This is a genomic window from Alteromonas mediterranea DE (assembly GCF_000020585.3).
GTDB lineage: Bacteria > Pseudomonadota > Gammaproteobacteria > Enterobacterales > Alteromonadaceae > Alteromonas > Alteromonas mediterranea.
In genome coordinates this window covers 1,050,135-1,071,281 of the sequence record NC_011138.3, presented here as the reverse complement: position 1 = coordinate 1,071,281, position 21,147 = coordinate 1,050,135, and the positions used below count along the sequence as shown (strand labels likewise).

The 21,147-nt window shown below is 43.9% G+C and carries 19 protein-coding genes and 1 pseudogene; 13 read left to right on the top strand and 7 right to left on the bottom strand.

Annotation, left to right across the window (positions count from 1 at the left end; genetic code table 11):
* The first annotated feature begins 381 nt into the window (after positions 1 to 381).
* The 3 genes and pseudogenes from map (at position 382) to dapD (ending at position 4,920) form a co-directional block, all read left to right on the top strand.
* The gene (gene map / locus MADE_RS04875; RefSeq protein WP_015066406.1) at positions 382 to 1,176 is read left to right on the top strand and encodes a type I methionyl aminopeptidase; all 795 of its coding nucleotides are present in this window, start codon (positions 382 to 384) and stop codon (positions 1,174 to 1,176) included.
* Between the two features lie 270 nt (positions 1,177 to 1,446).
* Positions 1,447 to 4,099 (top strand): annotated as a pseudogene (glnD, locus tag MADE_RS04870) ([protein-PII] uridylyltransferase).
* Positions 4,096 to 4,920 carry a 2,3,4,5-tetrahydropyridine-2,6-dicarboxylate N-succinyltransferase gene (gene dapD / locus MADE_RS04865; RefSeq protein WP_012517490.1) on the top strand — a complete coding sequence of 275 codons (825 nt, stop codon included), beginning with the start codon at positions 4,096 to 4,098 and terminating at the stop codon, positions 4,918 to 4,920. Before glnD ends, dapD begins: the two are co-directional and overlap by 4 nt.
* Positions 4,921 to 5,147: 227 nt before the next feature.
* Here the strand turns inward: dapD and MADE_RS04860 are convergent, their stop codons facing one another.
* The 3 genes from MADE_RS04860 to MADE_RS04850 form a co-directional block, all read right to left on the bottom strand.
* Entirely contained in the window at positions 5,148 to 5,597 is a 450-nt protein-coding gene (locus MADE_RS04860) for a flavodoxin domain-containing protein (protein ID WP_012517489.1), read from the bottom strand.
* 78 nt (positions 5,598 to 5,675) lie between these two features.
* Positions 5,676 to 6,473, bottom strand: a complete 798-nt coding sequence (truC, locus tag MADE_RS04855) for a tRNA pseudouridine(65) synthase TruC (RefSeq protein ID WP_012517488.1) — start codon at positions 6,471 to 6,473, stop codon at positions 5,676 to 5,678.
* The gene (locus MADE_RS04850; protein ID WP_148291022.1) at positions 6,470 to 6,838 is read right to left on the bottom strand and encodes a YqcC family protein; all 369 of its coding nucleotides are present in this window, start codon (positions 6,836 to 6,838) and stop codon (positions 6,470 to 6,472) included. The genes truC and MADE_RS04850 overlap by 4 nt, the downstream gene beginning before the upstream one ends.
* A gap of 251 nt (positions 6,839 to 7,089) precedes the next feature.
* Between MADE_RS04850 and MADE_RS04845 the strand changes: the two genes are divergently transcribed.
* The gene (locus MADE_RS04845; protein ID WP_012517486.1) at positions 7,090 to 8,139 is read left to right on the top strand and encodes a DUF3549 family protein; all 1,050 of its coding nucleotides are present in this window, start codon (positions 7,090 to 7,092) and stop codon (positions 8,137 to 8,139) included.
* 1 nt (position 8,140) lies between these two features.
* The gene (locus tag MADE_RS04840) at positions 8,141 to 8,443 is read left to right on the top strand and encodes a DUF3301 domain-containing protein (RefSeq protein ID WP_012517485.1); all 303 of its coding nucleotides are present in this window, start codon (positions 8,141 to 8,143) and stop codon (positions 8,441 to 8,443) included.
* A 974-nt stretch (positions 8,444 to 9,417) separates the two neighbouring features.
* Here MADE_RS04840 and MADE_RS04835 read toward each other — a convergent pair.
* Positions 9,418 to 10,065 (bottom strand): GNAT family N-acetyltransferase, encoded by a 648-nt coding sequence (locus MADE_RS04835; protein ID WP_012517484.1) that lies wholly within the window; start codon positions 10,063 to 10,065, stop codon positions 9,418 to 9,420.
* 217 nt (positions 10,066 to 10,282) lie between these two features.
* A complete protein-coding gene (locus MADE_RS04830; protein ID WP_012517483.1) occupies positions 10,283 to 10,648 on the bottom strand; it encodes a DUF3192 domain-containing protein in 366 nt (121 codons plus the stop codon).
* A 369-nt stretch (positions 10,649 to 11,017) separates the two neighbouring features.
* Here MADE_RS04830 and MADE_RS04825 point away from each other — a divergent pair, with 369 nt between their 5' ends.
* Positions 11,018 to 11,320 carry a YceH family protein gene (locus MADE_RS04825; RefSeq protein ID WP_012517482.1) on the top strand — a complete coding sequence of 101 codons (303 nt, stop codon included), beginning with the start codon at positions 11,018 to 11,020 and terminating at the stop codon, positions 11,318 to 11,320.
* A 22-nt stretch (positions 11,321 to 11,342) separates the two neighbouring features.
* Here the strand turns inward: MADE_RS04825 and syd are convergent, their stop codons facing one another.
* On the bottom strand, positions 11,343 to 11,888 hold the full coding sequence (gene syd, locus MADE_RS04820) for a SecY-interacting protein (RefSeq protein ID WP_012517481.1): 546 nt from the start codon (positions 11,886 to 11,888) through the stop codon (positions 11,343 to 11,345).
* A 147-nt stretch (positions 11,889 to 12,035) separates the two neighbouring features.
* On the opposite strand from syd, the gene queF reads away from it, so the two are divergent.
* From queF to MADE_RS04785, 7 genes are all read left to right on the top strand, one after another.
* Positions 12,036 to 12,896 carry an NADPH-dependent 7-cyano-7-deazaguanine reductase QueF gene (gene queF / locus MADE_RS04815; RefSeq protein WP_012517480.1) on the top strand — a complete coding sequence of 287 codons (861 nt, stop codon included), beginning with the start codon at positions 12,036 to 12,038 and terminating at the stop codon, positions 12,894 to 12,896.
* A gap of 76 nt (positions 12,897 to 12,972) precedes the next feature.
* Complete coding sequence (locus MADE_RS04810) at positions 12,973 to 14,529, top strand: GGDEF domain-containing protein (RefSeq protein WP_012517479.1); 1,557 nt, start codon at positions 12,973 to 12,975, stop codon at positions 14,527 to 14,529.
* Between the two features lie 11 nt (positions 14,530 to 14,540).
* Positions 14,541 to 15,905 carry a nucleotide 5'-monophosphate nucleosidase PpnN gene (gene ppnN / locus MADE_RS04805; RefSeq protein ID WP_012517478.1) on the top strand — a complete coding sequence of 455 codons (1,365 nt, stop codon included), beginning with the start codon at positions 14,541 to 14,543 and terminating at the stop codon, positions 15,903 to 15,905.
* Positions 15,906 to 16,080: 175 nt separating this feature from the next.
* Positions 16,081 to 16,455, top strand: coding sequence for a DUF3192 domain-containing protein (locus tag MADE_RS04800; RefSeq protein ID WP_012517477.1), 375 nt, complete (start codon positions 16,081 to 16,083; stop codon positions 16,453 to 16,455).
* 11 nt (positions 16,456 to 16,466) lie between these two features.
* On the top strand, positions 16,467 to 18,077 hold the full coding sequence (locus tag MADE_RS04795; protein ID WP_023559534.1) for a hypothetical protein: 1,611 nt from the start codon (positions 16,467 to 16,469) through the stop codon (positions 18,075 to 18,077).
* Positions 18,078 to 18,325: 248 nt separating this feature from the next.
* The gene (locus MADE_RS04790) at positions 18,326 to 19,333 is read left to right on the top strand and encodes an isocitrate dehydrogenase (RefSeq protein ID WP_012517475.1); all 1,008 of its coding nucleotides are present in this window, start codon (positions 18,326 to 18,328) and stop codon (positions 19,331 to 19,333) included.
* 386 nt (positions 19,334 to 19,719) lie between these two features.
* Positions 19,720 to 20,034: a ComEA family DNA-binding protein gene (locus MADE_RS04785; RefSeq protein WP_012517474.1), complete on the top strand. Its 315-nt coding sequence runs from the start codon at positions 19,720 to 19,722 to the stop codon at positions 20,032 to 20,034.
* 79 nt (positions 20,035 to 20,113) lie between these two features.
* Here MADE_RS04785 and galU read toward each other — a convergent pair whose 3' ends face one another.
* Positions 20,114 to 21,004, bottom strand: a complete 891-nt coding sequence (gene galU, locus MADE_RS04780; RefSeq protein ID WP_012517473.1) for a UTP--glucose-1-phosphate uridylyltransferase GalU — start codon at positions 21,002 to 21,004, stop codon at positions 20,114 to 20,116.
* Positions 21,005 to 21,147 lie beyond the last annotated feature (143 nt).

The following is a 21,147-nucleotide window of genomic DNA, read 5'->3' as shown; positions in this document are numbered from 1 at the left end:
TTCCTCTTGGGGTTAGGCCTCCATATACCCCTTGTATCGATTCAGACCAATCTAAATTGAGCTGAACACCCCGATACGAAGTGTCGGTATATGTGTGTTTTAATAAAATAAATTTACCCTCTAAACCGGTACTCNATTCGCAATGCAAAATGAGGATTCAGTCAGGGCGCGCGCTTTATACCACAATCACGGCTCACGCTCAAGTTTCGCCGTTATACTTCAAAGTACACCACGCTTATGAAAAAAACCTCACATCTGTCACACCAACCAAATAAAACATCTATATTTCATATTGTTACTCAGAGCGGCCTGATCGATGTTATACTTTTTCCAGTAAAAACCTTTTTGTAAAACTTAGCTTAAACCGATTTGAGAGGCGCTGTGACAGCAATAATCAAAACCCCTGAAGAAATCGAAAAGATGCGCGTGGCCGGTAAATTGGCAGCCGACGTGCTAACGATGATTACGCCTTACGTTAAAAAGGGCGTAACAACAGATGAGCTCAATACCATTTGTCATGACTATATTGTTAATGAGCAGCAGGCGACTCCTGCCCCTCTTAACTACGGTCACCCTCCGTTTCCTAAGTCTATTTGTACATCCGTTAACCACTGTATATGTCACGGTATTCCTTCTGACAAGAAACTGAAAGACGGCGACATTATTAATATTGATGTGACGGTTATTAAAGATGGGTATCACGGTGACACGTCTAAGATGTTTGTGGTTGGCAAGCCTTCAATTCTTGCTGAACGTCTTATTCGCGTAACCCAAGAATGCTTGTATAAAGCGATTGAACAAGTAAAGCCGGGTATGCGTTTGGGCGATATCGGCCATATTTGTCAAACTCACGCTGAAGCGCATAACTATTCAATTGTGCGTGAATACTGTGGGCACGGGATCGGCGCTAGTTTCCACGAAGAGCCGCAAATTGTTCACTACGGTAAACCTGGTACGGGCGACGTGCTGGAACCAGGCATGTGCTTCACTATCGAGCCTATGGTTAATGCCGGTAAGCGCTACTCTAAAGTACTGCCTGACCAGTGGACCGTTGTTACCAAAGACAGAAGCTTAAGCGCCCAGTGGGAGCATACACTATTGGTAACTGAGAACGGCGTTGAAATTCTAACCCTTCGCGACGAAGAGACGTTAGCGCGCACCATATCTCACGATTAATGGTTCACTCCTTTATCAATAAAGAATATGAGCGGTAGCCCTAATGGCTACCGCCTTGTTCTACTCTCCCCCGCCTTTGTCCTATTTGGCATGAATTTGAGTTTAGCTGGCGCGTTTCTCTTACGTTTTGTCATGCTACACACCTATAACAAAAAACCATAAATATTCACAATCTAACCTAACTTATGCATTAATTTGATACTGCGAACTACTATCAATTCATGCTATTGTTCGTAGCGTCTAAAAAGAAGTCTATTTCGAAGGTGTATTTTGACGCTGCAATCACTGATAAAGAATATCGACACCATCAACTCTGTTGATGAAATTCCCGCTATCAAGTCATGCGTGGAAGCAAGTTATGCTTGGATCACAGAATCTTTTGATGCCACACCGGTTAATCAACTTGTTACCGGTCGCGCGCAATTTGTCGATGCATTGCTTTGTCATCTTTGGCAACTCTATGGTTTAGATACCGTAGATGAGCTTTCGCTGTGCGCCGTAGGCGGATACGGCCGCGGCCACTTACAGCCTCACTCAGATATCGATTTACTTATTGTCAGTAGAAAGAAGCTAAAGCCTGACGTACAAGAAAAAATTGGCCAGTTTATTACGCTTTTGTGGGATATAAAGTTAGACGTTGGGCAATCTGTGCGCACTATCAAAGAAACGGTGAAGCTGGCGAAAGACGATATTAGTATAGCTACTAACCTCGTGGAAAGCCGACTACTTTGCGGCAGCGAAACCACCTTTGATAAATTGTGGGACGAAGTCAATGGCCGTAATTCTTGGTCAAGTAAGTCTTTTTTCTCAGCGAAATACGACGAGCAGAAGAGACGCCACGCAAAGTTTAACGGTACCGCTTATAACCTAGAGCCCAATATCAAAGAAAACCCCGGTTGCTTGCGCGATATCCAATCTATTGGTTGGGTAGCGAAGAAACACTTTAAAGAATACGACGGCTGGAACTTGGTGGGTCACGGCTACTTCACAGAGCAAGAGCACAGCGAGCTTATTGCCTGTCGCATGCACCTTTGGAAAATGCGCTGTGCGCTTCATTTAGTGGCTGGCAGAAGCGAAAACCGCCTATTATTCGATTACCAACCCGACGTAGCCAAAATGATGGGGTATGGTGAAGAAGGAAAGTCGTCAGTAGAAAAAATGATGCGAGACTTTTTCCGCACTGTGGNCACGGGTTTCTGAACTTAATCAAATGCTGCTTCAGCGCTTCAAGTACGACATGCTGAACCAAAGCGTTCAGCAATGCGTCATTATTAATGAAGACTTTGAGCTNCTTGATAATATGATTTCGCCCCGTCACGAGACGGTATTCTCATCACCCGAAGCAATTTTAGATTTCTTACACCTTGTTGCAAATACACCAGAAGTACAAGGCCTCAGCACTATTTGTATTCGTCAGTTGCGCAACGCCCATCGCGCCTTTGAAGCCGAATACTATGTAGAGCGCCCGCTGTGTCGTGAAAAGTTCATGCGCTTAATGAAGCAACCCGAGTTTTTTAACTTTGCTTGGGACATAATGCATCAGTACGGTATTTTGCAAGCCTACCTTCCCGAGTGGGATGCTATTGTAGGTATGATGCAGTTCGACTTGTTCCACGCCTACACTGTAGACGAACATACACATCGACTGGTTAAGCACGTCAATTATTTCTTCTCAAAAGAAAACAAGGACTTCCCGCGCTGCGGCAGAATTTGTAGACATCTAGATAAGCGTGAAGTGCTCTATATTGCGGCTATTTTTCACGACATTGCCAAAGGTAGAAACGGCGATCATTCCACCTTAGGCGCACAAGATGTTGCTAAATTTTGCCAGCTGCACGACGTGCCAAGTAAAGATGCGGAACTGATTGCTTGGCTGGTTGAGAATCACCTACTTATGTCGGTAGTGGCTCAACGCCGCGATATTTACGACCCCGACGTCATTAGCGAGTTTGCAAGTGCGGTAAGAAGTCACAATCACCTAAACTTGCTTTATACCTTAACGCTTGCTGACATCCGAGCAACGAACGACAACTTGTGGAATGATTGGAAAGCATCGCTACTGCGCGAGCTTTATTTGATGACGCAAAAAGCATTAGATAATGGGCTTCAATGTCAGGTCACACTAAATGAACGGGTCTCTACACATAAACATCAAGCACGGCAGATATTACAAGAGCGGGCAATCGACACCACAGCCATAGATGCATTGTGGGCACGCCTTGATGATGATTACTTCGTTCGATTTAAGCCTACACAAATTGCCTGGCATACGGATGAAATTATCAAAGCACAAGACGAGTGGCTTACGCCTGATCACAACGGATTGTTAGTTAAAGCTAACGATAACAGTTCGAAAGGAGGCACCGAAGTTTTTGTGTATGGCAAAGATAGAAAAGCCTTGTTTGCCCAAGTAGCCTCGGTATTAGATAGTCGCAACTGCTCCATTCACGATGCTCACGTAACCGTGACGCGCGACGGCTATGTGTTTGACAGCATGTTAATCCTTGAAAACGACGGTAGCCGTTTGAGCTCTGAATCCCGAATAGCGTCTATTGAAAAAGCCATTTCTGAGCAATTAGAAAAACCAGGGCGTTCACATGAGAACAAAAGGAAATTACCTCGTCAAATGAAACAGTTAGACGTACCTACCAAGGTCCGTTTTTTCAATATCAACGATGAAGCGACACTTATTGAGTTAGAAGCCCTAGACGCACCGGGTATTTTGGCTAAAATTGGTCACGCATTCGTTGATACTAATATGACACTTAAACTCGCCAAAATTGCCACGATCGGCGAGCGAGCCGAAGATATTTTTATCGTCAGCAATGACGCTGGCATCGCATTAACCCAAGAACAACAGGTAAACCTTAAAAAGCGGATCCTGTTTAAACTCGACCAACTTGAAGATATCACAATACCATGAATGAATTGAAAGCCATTATTGAAGACGCCTTCGAAAATCGCGACAGCATTAGCCCATCATCAGCACCTGATGAAGTAAGAGATGCGGTAGCTCAGGCTATCGACCTACTAAACAGCGGCAAAGGCCGTGTTGCAGAAAAAATTGCTGGCGAATGGGTAGTACACCAGTGGCTCAAAAAAGCGGTGCTACTTTTCTTCCGCCTTCACAACAACGATGTAATTGAAGGTGCAGAAAGCAAGTTCTACGATAAGGTTCCGCTTAAGTACACTAACTACACCGCTGAGCAGTTTGCTGCTGACGGTGCACGTATTGTTCCACCCGCTGCAGTGCGTACCGGTACGTTTGTAGGGAAAAACGCAGTTGTTATGCCGTCTTATGTAAACATTGGTGCATTTGTTGATGAAGGCACTATGGTGGATACGTGGGCAACAGTAGGCTCATGTGCCCAGATTGGTAAAAATGTTCACCTTTCTGGTGGCGTGGGCATTGGTGGCGTATTAGAGCCACTTCAAGCAAACCCAACCATTATTGAAGACAACTGCTTCATCGGTGCGCGCTCTGAAATTGTAGAAGGTGTTATCGTTGAAGAAGGCTCAGTCATCTCAATGGGCGTTTACATCGGTCAGAGCACGCGTATCTATGACCGTGAAACCGGTGAAATTCACTACGGCCGTGTACCAGCGGGTTCTGTAGTCGTTGCGGGCAACCTACCTAGCGCAGATGGTAAATACAGCCTATACGCTGCAATCATCGTTAAAAAAGTTGATGCGAAAACCCGCGCCAAAGTAGGTATTAACGCTCTACTTCGCGGCGTTGAGTAAAACGCTCACCGCAGCGTTTTAAAAAGCAAATACTAAAAAGAGGCGCTAATGCGCCTCTTTTTTGTTTGTACTAACTTACAACGCCACCCTCGCTTGCTTATCTTTCACGGGTTAAATAGCTTAAGCAAAAGTTAGGACGTTACCTTCGAACTTAAACGCTTGGCTTTAACACTTAAAATAAGCAAGTACTGATGCTTTAAATGCGTGCATTTACCGAAAGTTGACAATTATGCTAACAGCTTATCTTTTATCGTGTTCACCCAGTCAACCACGTCTTTTTCAGGCTCTAGAGTTTCAATAGCGTCGACTTCTAGCATGTTCGCCACGGCGTTACCCTGTAGCTCACTGAGCAACTCTTGAAACTGTTTACCTGCACCACAGAAGCTTTCCCCGTAACTACTATCACCAAGTGCCGCAACGGCAAATGGCTTGCCCGTCAGCATAGGTGATTCATCTTTTAAGTCCGAGAAGACAAACTCAAGGTTTGGCGGCACGTCACCTTGCCCCGTGGTAGAGGTAATAATGAGTAGCGCGTCGGCATCGGTAAAATCAGCAACAGAAGGGTCGCTTTCTAACGCGCAGTCTACACCCTGTTCGGCTAAATTCTCTTCAACCTGTTCAGCGACATGTTGGGCATTACCGTATACTGTACCCGCAATAATTTTTAAAGTTGCCATTTTTACCTCTTAAATAGTGTTCGCCCCTGTATCTAGGTGGCGAGAATCAGTGACAAGCAATTGCACTTGCTCACTAAGTTAAACCTTGAACGATGCTAGCCTATCTGTAAATTGTCGCATTTCGCTATGCATCTCACCATTAATCGTTATCCATTTTTGAGTAACAGGGTGAGAAAATCCCATCTGAGTACAACTTAAGGCCAAATGAGTAAAATTAAAGTGGCTTTTAGCAAATTTGTTTTGTTTGCCATCGCCGTGAGTCGTATCGCCAATGATAGGGTGACGAATATGTACCATATGCCTTCTTAGCTGATGCTTGCGTCCCGTACTGGGTGAAAGTCTCACTAGCGAATACCGTGCACTTTGGTATCTACCCACAGGTTCGGGAACATCGAACTTAGCTAAAGACTCATACATAGTAGAAGCAGGCTGCGGCGGCTGTTGGGGCCTTTTGTGTTTATCCGCTATTTTGTCATAGCGATATTTAAGCGCGTAATCAATATAACCAGTGTGATGAACAAAACCTCGAACAATAGCGTGGTATTGCTTTACCACCTGCTTGTCCATCATCTGTTTGCCTAGCTTAGCGGCAGTGTCAGCGCTAAAGCTAAATACCAGAACGCCGGAAGTCGGCCTATCTAAACGGTGTGCTGGAAAAACATGCTGGCCAATTTGATCCCTTAACGTCTGAACAGCAAACACGGTTTCGTGCTTATCGATAGGGCTTCTATGGACTAGCAGTCCCGGCGGCTTGTCTATCGCGATAATATGCTCATCTTGATATAGCACGGGTAAGTGCAAGGGCTGATGTTCTACTTGCTTCTTCAACACATCTTCACGATGTTCACAGGCTATAGTGTTGCTTGTTTGGTTCATACGCCCTTCTCACTGGCAATATCATCAATTGTCTGTAATTGAGCGATAGTGCGATGCCCAATACCATTTAAGTAGACTTGGGCCGCTGGGGTAATTTGCATAGCTGGCAATGTTTGCTTTTGGGCAATGATGATTCGCATTTTGGGAATAAAGATAAATGCCAGCCAACTCTCAAACGGTAAGCTATCGACGGCGAAAGGCACAGTACTTTGTAGCGCGCTATCTAACGCCTTTCGGGTTGGTTTGGCGTCAGGCCAAATGCCCTCTTCCTGCATTATTACCTCAAGATTATCCAGCGCCTCGCTAAGCACGCTGCTACGCGCGCTCCAATGCATGCTATGAGGCATATTTTGTGATTTGCTCACTTTCTTTCCCAACAATCTCAATACTTAATCATAAATGCGCGCAGTATATCAGGGCCTGTGCAGCAACATAAGTCGTTAGCACGTGTCGTTGAAATTCTTTGGCTGTGATACCATTTAACTTTGGTTGTTAGGACTGTTGGCGGTACCTTTTAGTGTTTCTCCACCTAGCATATAAAAACACGAGGGCTTGTAGCACCTAAAGCCCAAGTAAATCAGCAGCCCCTAAAAAAAGCAGTATTTTGGAACGAGTTATGAGCGCTAACAGTATCAATTCAATCAGTGAGTTTTTATTACATGCCGGCACTGAGTATCAGGTCTTTGACCTTGGGCGGCGCCTTGTACCAATCGATAACCAAACGTTTCTTGAAATAGAAAACGCTAGTGCCTATGCGCCCTACCCTCGCCAAAAACACGGGTGGTTTGGCATCGTTTTTTGGAATAAAAACGCATCATCACAACACTATATTTGGTTTGTAAAGCTTCCTCTTGACGAGCAAGGGCTTGTAGTGGCAGCAGCAAGAAACCACTTTTTAGAAATTATTGTAGATGCATTAGGGCAATCCATCGCAGAAGATACTGAGAAAGCACAGTCTTTGCCCGATAATCCCTACTCATTTGTTCCCAATCAATCTCAGCTTGCTCAGTTTAACGCGCTAGTAAAATGTAGGCTCAATCAGCCGCTAAATGAAGATGCACAAAAAGTTGAAGCTTATATTCAGGCGCCACAGCTCGTGGACTGGCAGCAAATTACCATGCAAAGTGTGGCTGACTTTGTTCATAGCCTGAACCTACACCCAAAGAAAGCAGCGCTCATTAAGGCTATTGAACATAATTACTCACTCTACGCGGACGTCTTTTTAAATACGCTGATGGAAATGTGCGAAAGCGTAGCCTTGCCCGACGAACTTTTATCCGCGTTCATGGCCGAGATAGACAGGCAAGACAGTATTAATCTCTCGGCTTTGCGCAGCACGTCACAAAGCGTGTTTAACACAGATATTAATAGCAAATTGCTTGACCTTTTAAGTAAAGACACATCACAACGACTCGATATTCTCAGTGTGATAGCAGCACGTCACTTCGAGCAAATGGAGCCATTACTACTCACGAAGTTTTTTGAACAAGCAGCAAAAGTTGATGAGAAGGAAGGACACAAAGGCGCCTTGTTTGCTGGTTTCTTTTCTGATTTAGTACAGATTCCTAAGCTTCGCCGACAAGTGCTGACTTTACTGCACTCAGAGGCTAACCCAGCGCTGTTAAAAAGCGCGTTTAAACAACTCTTCGAACAGGCGAGAAAGTAAAATGACGTTACTTGAGCTTGTTATTTGGCTAATCATTGGTTTCACTGGCTATCAATTTTGGCGTATACGAGGGATCTCTGAGCGAACCAACGTTTATCTTAAACAGTATTGTAATTCTAACAATTTGCAGCTGTTAAGTGTTGCAAGAGCAAAAACGCGCTTCACATTCAAATACGGGAAGCCTGACTGGCACAGCAAGTTTAATTTTGAATTTTCCAGCAACGGCGAAGATAGATACACCGGTCAAGTGGAATTGGTAGGTATTCGCGTCTTGCGTACTGAGGTGCCACCTCATCGCGTGTGATAGATCGCATTTTTAAGATGTGCTCGCAATGCGCTAACGCTATTTAGCGGTGGCAAAAATGCACTTAAAAAACACACCAAAAAAAAGGGGAACCTATGGGCTCCCCTTTTTCCTGGAATTTTGAGTATCCTTCTCCGCTATCCTTTGCGACTAAAATCATCCCGATTAAAATCCGTATACGCCCCTTTCCATCTACTCTCGCGCAATCCTGTGCGAGCTACCCTTCCGTGCGTAGGTCCCTTTCCTTTGCTCCTTGACTACTGTACATCGTTCATACAGTGCTCCTCATCCTGAGGCTGTCCTCGCCAGACTCCGCCGGCACTCCCTTCCCTCGTCCTTTGTATGCTGTACATCCTGCTACAGCTTCGCTAATCCTTTAGCGTGTCCCTCTCTTCTTCCCTGGTTTGCTCGTCCATGCAAACTGAAAATCCTTATTCGGCTTTTCCTTGCCATTGGCTCCTTGCCCCTAGCTACCGCTAGTCTTAATCCTTAATCCCTTGTTACATCCTGTCGTGACAGTCCTATCACACAACATGTCCTTTATCCTTTGGTATTCCTTACAATGTCCCTATCGTTGCAGTTTCCTCACTGCGTTCCTTTTCCTTTACCTCACTGCCATGTGAGAATCTCATCCTTAAGTTGTCCTAACCCTTTCCTTGAAAGATTTCCTTGCTCAATCCGTGACTCGTCGTGTTTCCTTGTGACGCATTAATAGTATCCCTTCCAATTATTACCGCCATGTAGAATTACAATAATTTCAGGAAGTTTTTTGTACGACTTTTGACTAAATTCAGAAAAAGCCAATGTAATCAATAACTTTATACTTTAGTCTAATTTCATCTTGCATGATTTAGGTAAGATTACGCACAGCATTTGTAGGACATATCGTACAAACGCCGTAGTAAATTGTGCGTAAAGAAAAAGAAGAAGGCGGGTAATTGATCGGTAGCGCGTTAATATTGGTTAAATAGCGTTCACTTCGCTCTATACATCACGTTGCCTTTAACGTGCGATAAGCTCAACTGACCTACAACCTTATAATTGTCGTCGTTAAAAAATGAACGGTGCTTTTCAATAGTAACAAACACTGAGACCCCCTCACTTTTCTCGTCATCTTCAATCACGCTATCTATGGCGCCTAACAATATATGCCCGAGACCGTGATGTTGATAGTCAGGGTGAACGGCAATGAAACTTAGCATGTGAAAGTTATCTGCCGGAACCAGTGCTCTTACTTTTTCCTCTTTTTCGAGCATCTGTTTAGTGCCGAATAGACCCGCTGTTAATAACATTCGCAGTCGCCAGTGCCAATATCGACCTGCGCCAAACGCAGCATCTGGTGCAGTCAAACAAGCCACTGCGATTAACCTGTCCTCATCAAAAAGCCCTATCATAGGTTGTTCTGCCACCCAAAAGGCATTTAACTCTTCACGAATAGCCGAGCGTAGGCGACTTTCATAGCCATCTTTCTCCGCCTGAAAAATATCAATAAATAGCGGATCATCGACATAGGCATTATAAAGAATAGAGGCGGCAACTTTGAGATCGTCTACACAGAGGTATATAGCCTTAACCGTATCATTAAGGGGCGCGAACGCGCTGTTTATTGCTTCGGTACTCATAGGGGCTCCTCGAACGCAAAGTTGTTTAGGTTGATCATAACCAATACAGTAAAAGTGACAAAAGCGATCCTGTTTAGTAGAAAACTCGACCGGCCACTCAAACTGTACAAACTTTAGCCTACGTGAAAACCCCTCAAATGTTAACCTCTTATTAACATTTATTGTTGCACGCTAATTTTGAAACCTTGATTCAGTAACGTTAAATTAGGCTAAGTGCTTAGTGCATTAAGCTATAAGCACTGTCTCCCCACCCTACAAGCTCACTATTTCTAAACACAAGCGGCGTACACTCATCTTTTGTGGTAATCCCATCTCCCATGGTTTTTTGCGTACGGTAATACAGCACGCGATAAGTTCCATCTTGCTTTTCAAACAGTTCATTGAAATCTGCAACGCCCATTTTTCTAAGTACACTTTCATAGCTTGTGCCTGTTTCGAGGTTAGCAATATGTTTACGGTTGTTGAATTCTCTATCTTCCCAGTCAGCGCCATAGTGACTGTCAGATCCACCACCAACAGATACAACGCAACCCGACAAAAGCACTGACGATGCTAAAGCTAAAGAAAGAAGAACAATTTTCATGGGAATTCCTTATTTTTTTATGTGTGATATTTTTTATTTTAAGTGTTAAGAGCCTGCTGTCCTTTGACGTACTTCTACGGTCACCAACCTCTTTTATCTTCAAGATATTACGCTCGCTTTGTGAACTTACACTGAATCGCGTTTACTACCTCGAAATCAGCAATAAATGTCCACTGGCATTCACGCTTACTTAAAGACATAGCAAACAAGAATGAGGCCAAAACTTAACACATTGAAAAGTATGGAATTTTAAGATTATGAAAAAAGAAAACTATCGTTTAAATAGTGAAAACAGTAACTTATTAGTGAAATTGACTATACGAACAAGCTACACTGACAAGATGATAAAACGTTAAGCACCACTTACTTATGAGTAATTCAAATTTACAGCAGCTACACCTTTTGTGCGTTCAAATGTACAAAGAGGGTAAAACGCCTTCAGTAGGCATTTTGCGTTCAAAGGCGCCGTTTAAAGTGTCTGTGACTGACGCGATAGAAGCCATAAAGCGCTTTAACGCCCATAAACCAACCCTTGAGACTTCTACTGAAACGCAACCTTTGCCACAAACCGAGAGAAAGGATCACAGCGCGCTGTCTGCGCGTGTGGAAGCGCTAGAGAATGAAGTTGCAGAGCTAAAACGGGCGCTTAAGCAAATCACACCCGGGCAATAGCCTATCGCCTACACGAGAAAAGCTATGCGTTTAATGGTGAAAGTTGCTCTATAAACTCAGCCAGGGAGTTGGCGAGGATCTGTGTTGGTGCTTGGCCTACTTGCTCGAGGGCGACTTCACCCGTTTCATTAATGACGGTTAGAATAAAATCTTCCTCATCGGTAAGCCCAAAGAAAAGCGTAGGCGCTTGATTTAATCGCTGCTTCATTAACAAATGGCCAATCAAGTTTTGTTGAAGTCGTTCAAAGTCTTCACGGTTAAATACCTGTAGCAACTCACAATCGCCTTGGGGCGCTTTGGCTTTTAAATTATCACTGTAGTAGGTTGTAAAGTAACAGCAATAATCAGCATGTAGTTTCAACGATAAGGCGTCTTCCACGTTATTGAACGACAATGGCGGGCTTTGTCGTTTAGGTGCCCACTCAACTAACTCACCATCCTTTGCGGTTTCTTCATAGCAGGGTGATGGCCATTCGCTATCAAACGCAATTTTAAGGCCCTCGCCTTTAGCGTGTTCGACATAAGATGATACAAATTTATCTAATTGTGCTGAAATTGTTAGAGCCATTATGACGTTACCTACGTATTTTTGGGGTACACTATACAACTACACCGTTAAGTCAATACTAGGGCGAATGGAACGCGATTTATCGAACGAGCTTCGGAAATAGCGCATATAGTCTTTCGCATCCTAGTCGCTATATAAAAGGTTCTTATGTCGACTGACAACTCACCTAACAAAATTATTATCACTGCGCCTGACGACCTCTCTCTCGGCAAACAGGTTGACTACGAATTTGAATACAACCCCAGTTTGCTGCAAGGCGTTCCACGTAGCTTAAGTCGTGATACATTAAACCTGACGGGTGCTGAACTGCCTTTTAGCGGTATCGATACTTGGACAGGTTATGAACTTTCTTGGTTAAACCTAAAGGGTAAGCCCAACGTGGCTATTCTAGAATGCCACGTCCCTATTACTTCAGAAAACTTAATTGAGTCGAAATCCTTCAAGCTGTATTTGAATAGTTTCAATCAAACTAAATTCCGCTCTGCAGAGGACGTTCAAAAAGTACTTCAGAAAGATTTATCTGCATGTGCTGGTGAGCCAGTAAACGTCAATCTAATTTTGCCAAAACAATTTACCGAACTGCAATTTAAAGAGTTTGAAGGCACGCTATTAGACGAACTTGATGTAGATATCGAGACATACTCGCCCACTACACAATACCTTTTTACCAGCAAAGACGATAAAAAAGTAAAAGAAACACTGGTCTCTCACTTACTTAAGTCGAATTGTTTAATCACAAGTCAGCCAGATTGGGCTAGTATTCAAATTAAATACGAAGGAAAAGCCATTGAACACGAAGGGCTTTTAAAGTATCTGATTAGTTTTAGACAGCACAATGAGTTTCACGAACAGTGTGTAGAGCGTATTTATAACGACATTATGTTTCATTGTAAGCCGGACAAACTAACAGTATGCGCGCGATATACGCGAAGAGGTGGATTAGACATCAACCCTTTTCGTTCAAATTATGAAGCGCCTTATGCCAATCACCGTCAAGCGCGTCAGTAATATAAATGGTGAAAGTAAGCATATTTTAGTCAGCTAAATCGCTGCGTTAGCGGCGAGTTAGAATAAAGTCGAGATTATGGAAGCAAAACAATTACAAACCCTAAAGCAAAACAACACGCTTCTTTGTCAGTTTATTGTAAAGCTCTCTGCGTTTTATGAAGGCTTCTCGGACAAAATAGATACCGAGCTAAAGGTGTTGCGAGGGCATCTTTCTGGCACCCCTAACTTTAGCCTTGCTACTGTTAGTATTGAAAAGCTAAACAAGTCGCTCCAGCATCAGGAAATCACCCTGCGCAAATACAGTGTTGATACGGTTTCATCTCTTGAAGATGCCATGAAACAACTGCAAAAAATTGTATTTGAAGACAGTGAATTAAAAGGCTTGACCACGCAAGAGCTGATCAAACTGAATCAGCCTATTGGCGATATATTCAGTATCTATAAACTCTATGCCAAAGCCATAGCGCTACACCGTATTGCGCTAAACAAAGAAATGGTTGGACTATCGCCAATTGACTCAGGTGAAAATAGCCATAGCGGTAAGGACGATACAAAAGCTCACGCACCGCAAGATGAAAATCCTCACTATCGTTCAATATTGGTTGAACTTAACCACTTAATCACGTCTTACGCGCAGAAAAAACCTGACGACCATCAGCTGACCGATATCAAACAGCGTCTTGATGAGGGCATGGATAAAGAACAGTTACTTAAAAGTTGTGTCGTAATTTTGCGAATGATTGTGCAAGACGCTATGTCTGAAGCAAGTTTGACAGGCAAAGTAATTCAAAGCCTTCACCGCTCACTTAGCGAAGTAAGTAACGATGTAAGTAACACCATAGAAAATAGTAAGAGTCAATTTGAGCAAAGGCAGGTGGGTAATGAACAACTTAAACGCCATATCAGCCATATCGAAGAGGCCATGTCGGAAAGCGAGTCTTTTGAGGCATTAAAAGAACAAACGCAGTTTTGCGTTGAAAAACTCGTCACAGCACTTAGCGAACAACAAGATAGCGACGAGCAGGGGCAAGAGGCAATAATGGCCCTGCTATCCTCAATGCAATCGAGAATAGATACCCTGCAGCAGCAAACCAGTGTTTACAAGAAGAAGCTTGCTGAACAGGCGATGCAGAGTCGAACCGATCCACTTACCCGCCTTCCAAATAGACAGGCCTATAACGAGAGACTTGAGACAGCCTATACCCGTTTTAAATCTAACGGTCATTCGCTGGCGGTTGCCGTAGTCGATATCGATCACTTCAAATCTATAAACGATAGGTTTGGCCATGCCACTGGGGATAAAACACTGCAAGTCGTCAGTAAGTTTTTAAAGCAAAGCCTCTCGGAAAATGATTTTGTTGCCAGATGGGGCGGAGAAGAGTTTGTCATGCTTTTGCCTGATGCCGAAATGGCGGACATAGATAAAAAGCTTAATGAAGTTAGAACCAAGCTAGCCGCAATGCCATTTAAGTTCAAACAAGAAAAAGTAAAAATTACCGCCTCTTTTGGCGCTACATGCTTTGGTCAGGATGACACTACAGAGTCTGTCTTCGAGCGCGCCGATGAGTATCTTTATAAAGCTAAACGAAGTGGTCGCAACCTTGTTGTCACCGATTTAAGCACTGACGTGTAGGATGTAGATATATGAAGAAAGTGCAGCTAAACCCCGTTGGCTGGATGAGCCAGCTATCTCAAGTCGAAGTCGCCCGTCTTCAGGATGCTACAAATAGTGAGCTCTTTGCTATGTTTAGAAACTGCTGTCTGGCGGTTTTAAACAGCGGCGTTGACGAAGATAATTTCGAAGCCCTTTTTGCGCCTTATGAAAACTTTGAAATAAAGCTTATTCGTCGAGAGCGAGGGGTTAAGATTGAATTAGTTAACCCACCTGAAGTGGCTTTTGTAGATGACACGTTAGTACGCGGCGTGCACGAGCACTTATTTGCCGTACTTCGCGATTTGCTTTACATGGGTAACAAGTATGCGTTTCTTCACCAAACTGCACCTGCGGAAGGAAGTGAAATTACCGATATGGTTTTTGACATGCTTCGCCATGCAAAAGCCTTAGAGGGCAATGATGGAGTAAATACCGTTGTATGCTGGGGTGGCCACTCGATAAACCAAGTTGAGTATAAGTACACCAAAGAAGTGGGCTATCAACTAGGCCTTCGCGACATGAATATTTGCACCGGATGCGGACCTGGCGCGATGAAGGGGCCAATGAAAGGTGCAACTATTGGCCATGCGAAACAGCGTCATAAATCAGGTCGTTACATTGGTATTTCTGAACCAAGTATTATAGCCGCAGAACCCCCCAATGCTATCGTCAATGAACTGATCATCATGCCGGATATAGAAAAGCGTTTAGAAACCTTTGTTCGCTTAGGTCACGGTATCGTTGTTTTTCCTGGTGGTGTTGGTACAGCCGAAGAGCTGCTGTACTTGCTCGGTATATTGATGAACGAGCGCAACGCTCAGCAGCCGTTTCCTTTTATTTTAACTGGGCCAGCGGGAAGCGAGGAATATTTCGAAGCCATTGATGCGTTTGTTGGCGCGACATTAGGTGCAGAAGCACAATCGAAGTACCAAATTATTATCGACGATCCTGAGGAAGTGGCGCGAACCATGAGGCTTCAACTTGAAAAAGTTAAGAAGTTCAGAGGCGCGATGGGTGATGCATTTAGTTTTAACTGGTCATTAAAAGTTGAGCAAGACTTTCAACAGCCGTTTATTCCTACACATGAGAGTATGGCAGCTTTGCAACTTCACCATGACCAAAGCAAAAGCGATCTTGCCGCCAATTTACGTAAAGCGTTTTCAGGCATAGTGGCAGGAAATGTGAAAGCAGAGGGCATCGCCCAAATTAAAGCACACGGCCCCTTTGAGCTCACTGGAAATAGTGCGCTTATGCAGAAAGTTGATACTTTGCTAGAGTCATTTGTAAAACAGCATAGAATGAAGCTTCCCGGAACGGCATACGAGCCCTGTTATGTAGTAAACAATAGCCGGTAGGCAAAAACTCGAGGAAGCATTTGCTTACGTTTACTACTTATGTTTAATAGCTATTTTGCGGTACACTGCCTCAGAGTATTGTTTAACGAATGAATGTCATGCGCAACGCGTCACCTTGTTTTGGGCCTGTGATTAGCACTAACATTCGAGTACAGAGAAACGAGAAGTAACGGTCATGAATACCAAGGTCATTCGCCTAATTTTAGCTGGCGTCGCGTTATACGCGGTGTTTGTTTTTATGGTTATCGCTTTTTACCCCGATAAACCAGAAAATATGGACTGGAAAGACCGTGAAGAATACAACCGCGTTCAAATTACTAAATTAAAATTAGGCAGTACACGAGAAGAGGTGCTTGCGCTTCTTGGCTCGCCTGATATTACCGAGGCCAAACGACAGGGGTCAATGGCTATTCAAGTCATGTTTTTCAGAACCCAGCACGTTCGAGCCGACGGTTTGACTACACAGGACGAATGTACCCCACTCTTATTTGAAAATGACAAGCTAATTGCATGGGGTGAAGGGGCCTACTCCAGTTATCAAAAAAGTTAAAAGGATTGGGAGTGACTAACATCATTTCCACGCTCAAGCGATTGGTGCACCAGGGCGATGAGACACTGTCTGTCGAGCAGCGCATCAATTTTTGGCTTAAAAATGCCAAGCGAGTACTGACGCTGGTTAACGCCAACCCTGCTATTGCTAGTGCCAGTTTGCACATTGATAATGACCTTCCCAAAGACACACATCAACTTTTGTTATTAGCGTTGTTTGGCAAACTGTGTCGCTTTAACGATCATTATTTACAGCATATTCTCGCTTCATTGCTTGCTACCCTATGGTTATCTGATAAAGAAACGACACGAGAGCAAACCGCTGCCGTAATTCGTTTTTTGCGCAACCACAACCTCTCTGTGTGGTTAGACACCCTACGTTTACAGAAAGCCTTTCAAGCTACTAAACAAATAAACTATGTAGCAGATAGCAGGCTGAATATGGCACAGCGGCTTTGTCTTCTCGCTGGGATATTCGCAAATAGACCAAAAAAAGTGGGTTACCAAACGCTATTCTCGCAGGTTGCGGTGCGCTTGCCCGCAAATGACAGGCATTATCTTGCTGCTTTGATTGCTTTGTTTGAGCGTGCGTTACCCGGAGCAAAAATATACGCCAATGGTGCTCCTGGCGCATTGATAGATATACAGCAAAACCATGGTTTTGTGTTTATGCCAAGCAGCGAGAATGAAGATGGTAAATGGTTACCGCTATCATCCATACATTCCCCCGTCGCAATGTCTATGCCCTTTGAGCACTTTATTGCGTTATATACCGACACAGCACAAGCTAGGGTAAACCAAGGGGGCACGCCTTTTTTACCCTCTAACTATGCAATCCAGCATCCGCCCAACGCGCTGTTATCGATAGTTGATGCACTTCAAAAATCTGAAGTAGATATCCCTGAACTCTGCGAAAAAATTGAGCAAGTCCCCACGTTCAATCAGTTTTTAATGCAAACGGCCAGTCAGGATAATCGACTGCAGCTGCCGGTCAAGAATATAAAACAAGCAGTATTAACCTACGGTATCGAACGCGTTGGCGATATGCTTATACAGTTCGCTTTAATGGAGCGGTTAACGCAGAATCAATATCCGCTGCTGCCTATGTGCAAGCAATTTACCCTGCTTGCGTGCGCATTTGCTAGCCACTTTGCCCAAACAGCGAATACTAAATTTTCGCCACAGTCGGCAGCGTTAACCATGACATTTGTTTGTGCGCCTCTGTTTACCTTACCCGGCTTCAAAGTATCTAAGACACTTCCCGTTAGTGGCGCTAGCGCTGTATCTATCAATAAAGCCTTTAAAGTAAAGTCTGACACGCCTTGGCTTGCCATTGCATCTGAACTTGCCGGAAGCTGGCATCAAAGTTCAACGTGGCGCGCCGTTATTCATCAATGCAGTAAAGCAAGTAGTGAGGTACCGAAATCGCTACAAAAAGAGCAGGCTATCATTTCATTAAGTTTTGCGTTAGCAAAAGCGTGCTTGTTTACGCAAGACGCCTATTCTTTGCTGCACAATATTAGCGTTAAATCCATTCTAAATATCTTACACATAGATCAAGATGACGTGCTGCAAGCGTTAGACGCAAATGGGCAACTACTCTTTTGCCCGCGTGCTTTATAGCGCGCAATATGCCTTGACAACATCACCCCACTCTAGCTTTTCACAGTAACGCCTTAATTTATCTTTACGAATGGCTATAACTTGCGCCGGCTATCGTATAAAATACGGCAACTTTTGCAGTGCTTAACTCTTTTCCCTACAATTTCCATTATAATAAGTAAGCAAGCAGAATTTGGCACTTTACGCGTCATATAAAATTGAATAAACCTAACGATTTTGATAACAGAATTACCAGAGGATCCCTCCACATGACTCAGCAACGTATTACAGTCATCCGCGGTGACGGCATTGGCCCGGACATTATCGATGCAACCACAAAAATTCTAGATAAGGTTGGCTGTGACTTTGCCTATGACTATGCCGACGCTGGTTTAGTCGCACTGGAAGAACATGGCGAGCTTCTACCTCAAGAGACACTAGACCTAATCGCAAAAAACAAAGTTGCGCTTAAAGGCCCGTTGACTACGCCTGTTGGTGAAGGTTTTACCTCAATCAATGTTAGTCTTCGCAAACAGTTCAAACTGTACGCAAACCTTCGCCCTGTAATGTCTTTTAAAGGCACAAAAGCACGCTACGAAGACATTGATATCATCACCGTTCGTGAAAACACGCAAGGTATGTACTCTGGCTTAGGTCAAGTGGTATCAGAAGACGGTAACGAAGCTGAAGCGATGAGTAAAATCACGCGCGACGGCGCTGAAAAAATTGTGACTTTTGCTTACGAACTAGCCCGTCGTGAAGGCCGCAAGAAAGTGACTGCGGTTCACAAAGCTAACATTCTTAAGTCAACCTCAGGCCTATTCCTTAAAGTTGCCCGCGAAGTTGGCGAGCGTTACCCAGATATCGAATCGGCTGAAATGATTGTTGATAACTGCTGTATGCAGCTTGTTATGAACCCGCACCAGTTCGACGTTATCGTAACGACTAACCTTTTCGGTGACATCCTATCTGATCTATGTGCTGGTCTTGTAGGTGGTCTTGGTATGGCCCCTGGAGCAAACATTGGTGAAGACTGCGCTATTTTTGAAGCAGTGCATGGCTCAGCCCCCGATATTGCAGGCAAAAACCTAGCTAACCCAACGTCAGTAGTTCTAGCTGCAGCGCAAATGCTTGAATACCTGAACATGGGTGACAAAGCAGAGAAGATCCGTGCAGCTCTTAAAGACGTTATTGAATCAGGCGACCGTACGACTCGCGACTTGGGTGGCGAAGCTGGTACCACTGAATTCACACAGGCACTTCTAGACCGCCTATAAAGTGCAAAGCGTTTACGCGGTTTAAGCGCTATAACCACGAAAACGGGCTCACTAGCCCGTTTTTTTGTCTAGAACTTATGGCTTAATACCCATGATCATTTAAATACCCAAAAAGGCTAACGTCACGTAGAAAACTGTACTAAAACTGGACTACCGCTTTTCTCATTCCCACTTATCATTTCCATTGTACCCATTAAAGCGTGCTGAGCTGCCTAACTACCGGTTCTGTCAAAGTCATCAGAACGGTAAATATACACAGCTAATTTATGCGGGCCGTCGGTCATGACATTCAGCGCCCTTTATGTACATAACGCAAACAGAAAGATGCTAAAACATACCGACAACAACGGGCATAAACGTTTTAGCGCAACATACAAGGAAAGATGATGAGAAAGTTAGTTTCAGGTTTACTCGTACTATCGGCGTTAGCCATCCAAACACCCGTCGTTAACGCGCAAGAGTCTAGCGATACGAGCAATGCGATAAGTGCAAATTTGCCTCAACAGCAGCGTATCGATTTAAATACGGCTACTGTCGAGCAACTCGTTACATTGCCCGGAGTGGGACAATCTAAAGCAAAGGCCATTATCAAATATCGTGAAGAAGTTGGCCCTTTTTTAGAAGTCGCACAGCTTACACAAGTAAGGGGCATTGGTGAGAAAATGCTAAGCAAAATTGAAAGCTATGTTCTGGTAAAGTAGCAGGGCTAGTACCCCCACCCATAAAAAATGCGCCTCTCGGGCGCATTTTTCTTAAGCTTATAACTAGCTTACTATATTATTAAAGTACTGTAGCTAAGTATTCTTTAAACTCATCGCCTAAAGATGGGTGACGAAGTGCGTACTCTACGTTTGCCTTCATATAGCCTAGTTTACTACCGCAGTCGTGGCTCTTGCCTTTCATGTAGTAAGCATCCACTTGCTCAAGCTTCATTAGCGCATCAATGGCATCAGTAAGCTGAACTTCACCACCAGCACCAGGAGGAGTAAATTCTAGCAGATCCCAAATCTTTTCAGAAAGCACGTATCTGCCCACTACAGCTAGATCTGACGGGGCTTCATCACGAGGTGGCTTTTCTACCATTTTATGAATTTTAGCAGAATCGCCTGGCGCAATTGCGGCACCATCTAAATCAGCGATACCAAATTTAGAGATATCTTCATCCGGTACTTGCTCAACCATAACCTGACTTACGCGACTTGTGTTAAACTTCGCCACCATGTCTGCAAGGTTATCTTTTTTAGGGTCGCTGGCAACATCGTCAATAATTACGTCAGGAAGAACCACCGCAAAAGGCGCATCACCAATAAGAGGACGGGCGCACAACACGGCATGACCCAAGCCATTCGCCACACCTTGACGAATATGCATAATGGTTACGTCTTTCGGGCAAATTGACTGAACTTCTTCTAAAAGCTGACGCTTAACACGCTTTTCTAGCGTTGCTTCAAGTTCAAAAGACGTATCGAAATGGTTTTCAATGCTGTTCTTACTTGCGTGAGTAACGAGAATTATTTCTTTTAGTCCTGCAGCGACACATTCACTAACTACATATTGAATTAGCGGCTTATCGACAACTGGCAGCATTTCCTTAGGAATAGCTTTCGTTGCGGGAAGCATACGCGTCCCAAGACCTGCTACAGGGATTACCGCTTTTTTAACCTGACTCATAGTTAATATCCTTTTTTAAAATCCTAAATTCACGCTCAAGCCGACACTCCATTATCGAAGTATTTCTTAAGCAAAAACATATTTGCATCTGTTAGTACGAGTAATGCAATCGATGTTCCAATTACCTTTTTAGAGCGTTAATG

Excerpts from the sequence above, each read along its gene's own strand:
- dapD (WP_012517490.1), top strand. The coding sequence starts at position 4,096 with ATGAATGAATTGAAAGCCATTATTGAAGACGCCTTCGAAAATCGCGAC.
- MADE_RS04860 (WP_012517489.1), bottom strand. The coding sequence starts at position 5,597 with ATGGCAACTTTAAAAATTATTGCGGGTACAGTATACGGTAATGCCCAA.
- truC (WP_012517488.1), bottom strand. The coding sequence starts at position 6,473 with ATGAACCAAACAAGCAACACTATAGCCTGTGAACATCGTGAAGATGTG.
- MADE_RS04845 (WP_012517486.1), top strand. The coding sequence starts at position 7,090 with ATGAGCGCTAACAGTATCAATTCAATCAGTGAGTTTTTATTACATGCC.
- MADE_RS04840 (WP_012517485.1), top strand. The coding sequence starts at position 8,141 with ATGACGTTACTTGAGCTTGTTATTTGGCTAATCATTGGTTTCACTGGC.
- MADE_RS04835 (WP_012517484.1), bottom strand. The coding sequence starts at position 10,065 with ATGAGTACCGAAGCAATAAACAGCGCGTTCGCGCCCCTTAATGATACG.
- MADE_RS04830 (WP_012517483.1), bottom strand. The coding sequence starts at position 10,648 with ATGAAAATTGTTCTTCTTTCTTTAGCTTTAGCATCGTCAGTGCTTTTG.
- MADE_RS04825 (WP_012517482.1), top strand. The coding sequence starts at position 11,018 with ATGAGTAATTCAAATTTACAGCAGCTACACCTTTTGTGCGTTCAAATG.
- syd (WP_012517481.1), bottom strand. The coding sequence starts at position 11,888 with ATGGCTCTAACAATTTCAGCACAATTAGATAAATTTGTATCATCTTAT.
- queF (WP_012517480.1), top strand. The coding sequence starts at position 12,036 with ATGTCGACTGACAACTCACCTAACAAAATTATTATCACTGCGCCTGAC.
- MADE_RS04810 (WP_012517479.1), top strand. The coding sequence starts at position 12,973 with ATGGAAGCAAAACAATTACAAACCCTAAAGCAAAACAACACGCTTCTT.
- ppnN (WP_012517478.1), top strand. The coding sequence starts at position 14,541 with ATGAAGAAAGTGCAGCTAAACCCCGTTGGCTGGATGAGCCAGCTATCT.
- MADE_RS04800 (WP_012517477.1), top strand. The coding sequence starts at position 16,081 with ATGAATACCAAGGTCATTCGCCTAATTTTAGCTGGCGTCGCGTTATAC.
- MADE_RS04790 (WP_012517475.1), top strand. The coding sequence starts at position 18,326 with ATGACTCAGCAACGTATTACAGTCATCCGCGGTGACGGCATTGGCCCG.
- MADE_RS04785 (WP_012517474.1), top strand. The coding sequence starts at position 19,720 with ATGAGAAAGTTAGTTTCAGGTTTACTCGTACTATCGGCGTTAGCCATC.
- galU (WP_012517473.1), bottom strand. The coding sequence starts at position 21,004 with ATGAGTCAGGTTAAAAAAGCGGTAATCCCTGTAGCAGGTCTTGGGACG.